This window comes from Echinicola sediminis (assembly GCF_054777495.1).
In genome coordinates this window covers 81,441-87,774 of the sequence record NZ_BAAHAP010000009.1, presented here as the reverse complement: position 1 = coordinate 87,774, position 6,334 = coordinate 81,441, and the positions used below count along the sequence as shown (strand labels likewise).

Genomic DNA, 6,334 nt, shown 5'->3' with positions numbered 1-6,334 from the left:
CTTATTATGGACTTAATGACCTATTCAAAAGCAACCATGGTCCATTAGAAACGGAAGCGTCTCAATTCAATTTCGGCCTTTCTGTAGCCCTATTCTAAACAAAGGAGATACAAATCATAAAAAAAGCGGCTGAGAACAACCCCTCAGCCGCTTTTTTTATGCCTATCGATTAAAGTCAGGCTTTCTCTTTTCAAGAAAAGCCAAAACTCCTTCTTTAAAATCCTTGCTTTCACCAGCTTTTTGCTGGTAAACAGCTTCCATTTCTAGGACTTCTTCCAAGGTCATTTCTTGGGACTTATTGAGCATTTCCTTTATCAGTCCAATGGCAACCGATGAAGCATTGGTGTATACATCGACATACTGCTGAACAGCATCTTCCAATGCTGAGGGATCCACACTTTTATTAATCAATCCCATTTGCTCGGCCTCATCAGCAAAGACTTTTTTTCCTGTAGTGGCCATTTCATATGCACGGACATACCCCACCTTCTTCAACAAGAAATAAGTCGAGCCTCCATCCATTACCAGGCCAATATGTGAAAAAATCTCAGCCAAATAGGCTTCTTTTGAGGCAATGACCATATCTGCCGCCAAGGCCAATGAACACCCGGCACCTACAGCCAATCCATTTAATTTACAAATAATGGGCTTTTTACAGTTCCTCATTTTTGTAGTAAGTGGATTATAGTGGGTTCTTATTATCTCCCCAAAAGGTATACTATTCAGGCCTGTTCCAAAAGCCTTTAAATCCTGTCCACTGCAAAAGGCCTTACCGTTTCCCGTAAACACGATACACCGGATATCTTCATCTTGCTCTGCCTGCGAAAAAGCCACCATTAATTCAGTCAACATTTCCTTGTTCAAAGCATTGAAAACATGGGGGCGGTCAAGCGCAATCTCTACCCAATTGCCCTGCTTCTTATAATCAATAGTATTAAACACCATCATAGCTAACCTATTAAATAGTAGTAAAAAGACAAAAAGCAGGTAAGGAAGCCCAAACAAAAACCTGCCAAAAGCTCTCCTGGTTTATGGGCATTCAAATAGAGCCTGCAAGAAGCCACTAAGCCACAAAGCATCACGGTAACGATCATTGGATACAATAAAGCGGCATTTGGAAACCTCCAGTTGAGCACGACTATAATGGCCAATACGCCTGACAAACCGGTCAAATGGGCACTGATTTTCCAAAAGAAAGTCACCAAGGTAAGCAGGATAATAGCCCCTGTAATGGTCACCAAACTAACGATGATCAATTCATCGTAATTCAGCCTTTCATAAAAAAAATAAGTCACCAGCACATAAAAGATACTAACAAAAGAGAAAGGAAGGTACCTATCCCTCTTCTCCGCCATATGGATACTGGGAATGGACTCCATGTACTTCAAGCCGATGACACTTAACATGGGGACCATAAGTGTGGAAACCACTACCAAAAACAACATTGAAAATTTCAGTTCCTCAGGAACCTGCGTGGCCTCAGGAACGATGTATAGGATCAAAGCAAACACCAACGTGGGCATTAGCAAGGGCTGAAATACAACAGAAAGGATGGATGCTATTTTCTTATACACTACAGTTCTTTTCTTAATCTTGCCACGGGAATTTGAAGTTGCTCGCGGTATTTTGCTACCGTCCTCCTCGCTATATTGTAGCCCCTTTCATTGAGCAGCTTCACCAACTTGTCGTCCGATAATGGTTTTCTTTTATCCTCGTCATTTACGATTTTCTGGAGCACGCTCTTCACCTCACGGTTACTGACATCCTCTCCTCCTTCGGTAGAAATCCCTTCTGAAAAGAAATATTTTAACGGAAACACTCCAAATTCGGTTTGTATTGCTTTACTATTCGCCACCCGCGATACGGTGGAAATATCCATATCGATTTTTTCCGCGATATCCTTTAGGATCATCGGCTTCAATTTGGACTCATCCCCCTCTACAAAAAACTCACTTTGATAATCCAAAATGGCATGCATCGTCTTTAGCAAGGTTTGCTGACGTTGCTTTATTGCGTCTATAAACCACTTGGCAGCATCCAGCTTTTGCTTCACAAAACTGACCGTTTCCTTTAATTTTTTATCTTTCTTGTCACTTTTTTCATAAGCATCAAACATCTCAGAATACGACCTGCTCACTCTTAGTTCAGGGGCATTTCTGGAATTTAAACTTATCTCAAGCTTTCCATTTACATTGTTGAGAATAAAATCAGGTATGATGTATTGCGTTCTCATCAAACCCTCAGATTCTCCTCCGGGCTTTGGGTTTAGGCGGGTAATCATATGGACCACCTCTTTGAGGTCTTCCTCTTCAAGATTGCATTTCTTTAGGATTTTGTCGTAGTGCTTTTTGGTAAACTCCTCAAAACAATCGCTTACTACCAAAAGTGCTTTCTGAACCAGCTCATCCTCTTGATGTTCTTTCCTTTCCAATTGGATAATCAGACATTCCTGTAAACTTCTTGCCGCTATTCCAGCCGGATCAAAGTTCTGGATCTTTCTAAGTACCTCTTCTACCTCATCCACGTCCGTTTCTATGTTTTGGCTAAAGGCCAAATCATTGATGATGGCTTCTAAATCCCTTCTGATATAACCATCACTTTCAATACTGCCGATTAGCTGCCTTCCTATGATGCGCTGATGCTCGTCCAATCGCAGGAAATTCAATTGTGAAATCAACTGCTCTTGAAGGGACACTCCGCTGGACAAGGGCATCTCGCGATCTTCATCATCCGGGGAATAGTTTCCGTCGCCCTGCATCTTATAGCCCCCATAGTCATCACTAAGATAATCGTCTAAATTAAGGTCCTTTTCCTCTTTATTTTCCTCTTCATAGTTATCAGCAAGAATGTCCTCGCCCTGCTGTTCTTCACCTTCTTCTCTACCCTCTTCCAAAGCGGGATTGATTTCAAGCTCTTCTTCCACCCTTGCCTCTAATTCGGCTGTTGGCACCTGCAACAACTTTATAAACTGAATCTGCTGGGGAGACAGTTTTTGGGATAATACCTGATTTAAATTCAGTTTTTGCATACGATCGCGTAATCTTGAATATCTTTCTTCTTAAAAGTCAAATGTCTACATCGGTGGCAAAATTTGGGCCACTAATTTCTATTCAAATTTAGGAAATTACCGCAAAATTTTGATAAAAAGCTTATTATATCGTTTTTTTGCATTCCATTTTAAACCAATGACAGGTTTTACCCTCCTGCGGTAAAACACATAACTTTCAACTCCTATGGCATTCAACAAACGATCAAAGATTAAATTATTGCTTGAAAGTGATAAAATCGGAGAACAAGCCACTCTTATGGGCTGGGTACGAACCAAAAGAGGCAACAAAAATGTTTCTTTCATTGCTCTCAATGACGGTTCCACCATCCACAATTACCAGGTGGTTGCAGATCCGAATGTCATTGATGAGGAGACGCTAAGAAAGGTAACTACAGGTGCCTGCATCAAAGTCTCCGGAAAAATAGTAGCATCCCAGGGATCTGGTCAGGATTCGGAAATAATCGCCGAAAAAATTGAGATCTTGGGAGAAGCTGACCCGGAAAAATACCCCTTGCAGCCGAAAAAGCACAGCATGGAATTCTTACGGGAAAACGCCCATTTGAGAATGAGAACCAACACTTTTGGAGCCGTTTTCAGAGTCCGGCATGCCCTGGCCTTCGCTGTCCATGAATTTTTCAACAAGAAAGGTTTCTTCTATATTCATACCCCGATCATCACCGCATCGGATGCGGAGGGAGCTGGCGAGACCTTTAAGGTCACTACACTCGACCTTAAACAACCTCCTTTAAACGAGGCGGGAGAAATTGATTTTAAGGAAGACTTCTTTGAAAGAGAGACCAACCTGACAGTTTCAGGCCAGCTGGAAGGGGAACTGGCAGCCATGGCACTATCAGAAATTTACACCTTTGGCCCTACATTTAGAGCGGAGAACTCCAATACAACAAGACACTTGGCGGAATTTTGGATGATAGAACCTGAAATGGCCTTTTGTGATGCTGAGGACAACCAAGACTTGGCGGAAGACTTTTTGAAATACATCATTTCATACGCGGTGGAAAATTGTAAAGATGATCTCCGGTTCCTTGACAGTAGAGCTGCAGAGGAAAATGCAAAGAAACCAGCCAATGAACGTAGTGAAATGGGACTTTTGGAACGGCTACAATTCGTAATTGACCATGATTTCCAAAGACTGACTTACACCGAGGCGATAGATATCCTTAAAAATTCCAAACCGAACAAAAAGAAAAAATTCAACTACCTCATCGAAGAATGGGGAGCAGACCTTCAATCTGAGCATGAAAGGTTCCTGGTGGAGAAGCATTTCAAAAAACCGGTTATCCTGACTGATTACCCTAAAGACATCAAAGCCTTCTACATGAAACAAAATGACGACGGAAAGACGGTAGCCGCGATGGACATTCTTTTTCCTGGAATCGGAGAGATTGTAGGGGGATCACAAAGAGAGGAAAGCCTTGAGAAGCTTACTACAAGAATGGATGAGTTGGACATCAGCCAAGAGGAATTGTATTGGTATTTGGATACCCGAAGATTTGGAGCCACTCCTCACGCTGGATTTGGGCTTGGCTTTGAAAGAATGGTGCAGTTCGTTACAGGAATGGGGAATATCAGAGATGTCATTGCTTTTCCTCGAACACCCGGTAATGCCGAATTCTAATCAACTATTGCCCCTTGCAATCTGCGAGGGGCTTTTTTTTCAATGGCAAATAAATGGGCAGAATGACATTCTTTGACTTCTGCTGATTTTGATGCCCAGTAACTCTGTAAAGCTATCGGGATACTAGCAAGAACCGTTTATCAATCAATTTTCAACAAATCGAAACTCTTTGGAATCGACTTGATAATATCTGATGCTATGGTTCCGCGCTTCTTTTTTACCGAAGCAATTTGCCCTGCCAATCCATGCTGATAGACTCCACATAAGGCAGCATCTTCTGGGGAATAGGATTGGCCTAAAAACGATGTAATCATTCCTGTCAACACATCTCCGCTTCCGCCGGTAGCCATGTGCTTATTTCCCGTAGAATTAAAATACTGCTTTCCGTTGGGTAAATTAATGGCAGTATGAGCCCCTTTCAAAACTACAATGCATTGATGATTGACTGCAAAATCCTGAGCTTTCATTAATCGCTCCTTATGATTCTTACATCCGCCTACCAACCTTTCGAATTCTCCAATATGGGGAGTCAATATCACCCCCTCATGAAGCAATTCTTTGATTTTAGGATATTCCGAAAGAATATTAATCCCATCAGCATCGATGACCATGGGCCCCTTATAAAATTGTAAAATACTTTGTAGCAGTTTGGCAGATTCCTTGGCTGTTCCCATCCCCGGTCCGATACCCATAGCGTCAAAGCGCTCAAATTCTTTCACATCATAAGTACCCACAAAATTTTCTGAATCGCTCGTGATGACCATCGCCTCGGGTAAACTTGTTTGTAGGACTCCTACACCACATTTGGCTGTCAAGCAAGTAACCAGCCCGCTTCCGGTCCTCAAGGCGGACTCGGCTGACATCCTAATGGCTCCGACTTTTCCGTAGCTTCCTCCTACCAATAATACCTTACCAAAATCACCTTTATGACTAAACTTACTAAAGCAACGATGTCTACCACAGATATCCTTTTCCTGAAGGAAATATTTACCCTCTGAAAACTGACCAAAGAAAGGCTGTCCAATTCCAATATTTACCACCTTTAACTTACCTACATAAGGTCCATGCTCTGGAAACAGCAGAGAATACTTCGGAAACTGAAAGCTAACGGTTATATCCGCCTTATAGGCCTCTCCTTCTACACAGCCATCCGAAGGTAAACCGGTAGGAATGTCGATGGCAATTCTGACGGTTTTCTTTTTCTTATTAAGCCGCTGAACCAATTTAAGGAGATCTCCTTCTAATGGCCGGTTTATTCCGATCCCCAATATTCCATCAATAAGGACGTCGAAATCAAAATCAATATGCTCTATGTCCTCCCCACTCATGGTGATGGCAGGAAGCTTATCTGGAAGCAACTCCAAATTTAACCTACAGTCAGCAGAAGCTTTACTAAAGTCCCCGAGCAAAAAGACCAGAACTTCATATCCTTTCCGCCATAACATTCTGGCAATGGCTAAACCGTCACCGCCGTTGTTTCCAGTACCGCAAAAAATACCGATTTTGTTGTTACGATGAAATTTACCTTCATACCAATTACAAAAAGCGCCCGCTGCATTTTCCATCAAACGGTGAGAAGTAATCCCCTTGTCACTGATAAAATCTGCATCCAGCTTTTTTACAGATTCTCCTGAAATAATTTCAAGCAT

The 6,334-nt window shown here is 42.1% G+C and carries 5 protein-coding genes; 1 reads left to right on the top strand and 4 read right to left on the bottom strand.

Annotation, left to right across the window (positions count from 1 at the left end; genetic code table 11):
• Positions 1 to 162 precede the first annotated feature (162 nt).
• Genes ACYVAA_RS04080 through rpoN form a run of 3 tightly spaced genes read right to left on the bottom strand, consistent with a single transcriptional unit; the run spans position 163 to position 3,028 of the window.
• On the bottom strand, positions 163 to 948 hold the full coding sequence (locus tag ACYVAA_RS04080; RefSeq protein ID WP_460538789.1) for an enoyl-CoA hydratase/isomerase family protein: 786 nt from the start codon (positions 946 to 948) through the stop codon (positions 163 to 165).
• 2 nt (positions 949 to 950) lie between these two features.
• Complete coding sequence (locus ACYVAA_RS04075) at positions 951 to 1,574, bottom strand: phosphatase PAP2 family protein (protein ID WP_460538788.1); 624 nt, start codon at positions 1,572 to 1,574, stop codon at positions 951 to 953.
• Complete coding sequence (gene rpoN / locus ACYVAA_RS04070; RefSeq protein WP_460538787.1) at positions 1,574 to 3,028, bottom strand: RNA polymerase factor sigma-54; 1,455 nt, start codon at positions 3,026 to 3,028, stop codon at positions 1,574 to 1,576. The genes ACYVAA_RS04075 and rpoN overlap by 1 nt, the downstream gene beginning before the upstream one ends.
• A 205-nt stretch (positions 3,029 to 3,233) precedes the next feature.
• On the opposite strand from rpoN, the gene asnS reads away from it, so the two are divergent.
• Entirely contained in the window at positions 3,234 to 4,685 is a 1,452-nt protein-coding gene (gene asnS, locus ACYVAA_RS04065; protein ID WP_460538786.1) for an asparagine--tRNA ligase, read from the top strand.
• Between the two features lie 140 nt (positions 4,686 to 4,825).
• Here the strand turns inward: asnS and ACYVAA_RS04060 are convergent, their stop codons facing one another.
• Positions 4,826 to 6,334: a bifunctional ADP-dependent NAD(P)H-hydrate dehydratase/NAD(P)H-hydrate epimerase gene (locus ACYVAA_RS04060; RefSeq protein WP_460538785.1), complete on the bottom strand. Its 1,509-nt coding sequence runs from the start codon at positions 6,332 to 6,334 to the stop codon at positions 4,826 to 4,828.